Here is a 1,686-nt window from a genome sequence, read left to right as displayed (position 1 = left end):
GGGGGATCTCGCTGCCCGGGTGGTGGCGAGGCGGGCGCTCGCGCTGGCCGCGCGGGAGCTGGGGGATCTTCCGCTGGCGGAGGAGGAGTTGCGTCGGGCCGTGAGGGAGGGCGCGGCGGCGGCCCCGCAGCCGACCGCTCAGGCCCGGTTGTCGCTGGTCACGGTACTCACCGAGCTGGGCCGCCCCGCGCAGGCGCTGGAGGTGGCCGACGCCGCCGAGCCGTACCTGTGCCGGGCCGAGCGCGCCAAGCTGGACGCGCAGCGCGCTGTGGCGCTGAGCCGCCTGGGCCGGTTCGGCGAGGCGGTGCGGTGCTGCGACCACGCCGTACGCGTACTGACCCCCGCGGGCCGAGCCGACACCGGGCAGGACGACCTGCGGTTCCTGGCCGGGGCGCTGCTCAACCGCGGGATCACCGCGGCCTACCTCGGCGACCCGCGCGCCGCGCAGGACGACCTGGAGCGCTGCGCCGAGCTGGCCGCGACCGTCGGCCTCGGTCACGTCACCGCGCTGGCCAAGGCCAACCTGCCGTTCGTGGCGGCCAGGCGGGGCGACATCGGCGGGGCGTTCGCGCACTACCGCGAAGCGGAGGAGGCGCTCGCCGCCTACCCCGAACGGCTGGCCACGATGCGCTGCGACCTCGCCGGGGCGCTGGTGGCGGCGTACCTGCCCGGGGAGGCCAGGGCGCTGCTCGGCCTGGCCGTGCCGGAGCTGGAGTCGGCGCGCGCCCTCGGTGTCCTGGCCGAGGCCAGGCTGCTGCTCGCCGAGCTGGAGTTGCAGACCGGCGACCCGCACCGGGCGGCCCGTACGGCGGCGCGGGCCCGCGCCGAATTACAGGACCAGGGCCGCGACGGCTGGATCCCCCTGGCCGCGAGCGTCGCCCTGCGGGCGCGGCTGGCCGCCCGCGGCCCGGACCCGACGCTGCTCCCCGCGTTGATCGACTGCGCGGACCGGCTCGCCCGCCCATTCCCGGCCGCCGCCGACGCGCTGCGGCTGACGGCGTCCGAGATCGCGCTGGAGGCGGGCCGCCGCGACCTCGCCGACGCGCTGCTCACGCCCCTTCACGGCGGCCCGGGCACGACCGACCCGGTGGTGCGGCGGCACGCCGAGGCCATGGCGCGGGCGTCAAGCGGCGACCAGGAGGGCGCGCTGCGCGCGGTGGCGGGCGGTCTCACCGAGGTGGGCGCGTCGGTGGCGGCGCTCACCGATCCGATGACCCGCGCCCACGCGGTCAAGGCCGGCGAACGGCTGGCCGCTTTCGGCCTGTCGGTCGCGATCGGCACCGGGCGCGCCGGTACGGCGCTGGCCTGGGCCGAACGCTGGCGCGCGGTCGTCCGTACGGGCGTCCCCTCCTGCCCCGAGCCAGGCGCGTTGCAGGCCGCGCTGGGCGGGGCCAGGCTGGTGGAGTACCTGCGGCACGGCGACCGGCTCGCCGCCGTCGTGGTGAGCCGCACCGAGATCACCATGCACGCGCTCGGCCCGGCGAGGCGCGCCGCCGAGGCGGGCCTGCGGCTGCGGTACGGCCTGCGGCGCGCCGCCTGCCGGGACGGGGCGGGAGAGGCCGCCGGCCCGGTGGAGCGGGAGGCGGCGGCCGTGCAGGCCGAGCTGATCGGCCCGCTGACGGGACATCTCGGTGACGGCCCGCTGGTCATCGTGCCCACCGGGCCGCTGTACCCCCTCCCCTGGCC

Annotated in this window: 1 protein-coding gene; it reads left to right on the top strand. The window is 78.6% G+C overall.

Annotated elements, in window-relative coordinates; genetic code table 11:
• Positions 1-1,686 (top strand): ATP-binding protein (locus C1I98_RS42330; protein ID WP_497846299.1); only part of this gene is annotated, 1,686 nt, incomplete at both ends.

The organism is Spongiactinospora gelatinilytica (assembly GCF_003236385.1).
Classification (GTDB): Bacteria; Actinomycetota; Actinomycetes; order Streptosporangiales; family Streptosporangiaceae; genus Spongiactinospora; species Spongiactinospora gelatinilytica.
The sequence above is the reverse complement of the archived record's forward strand: the minus strand, read 5'-3'. Positions and strand labels throughout refer to the sequence as shown.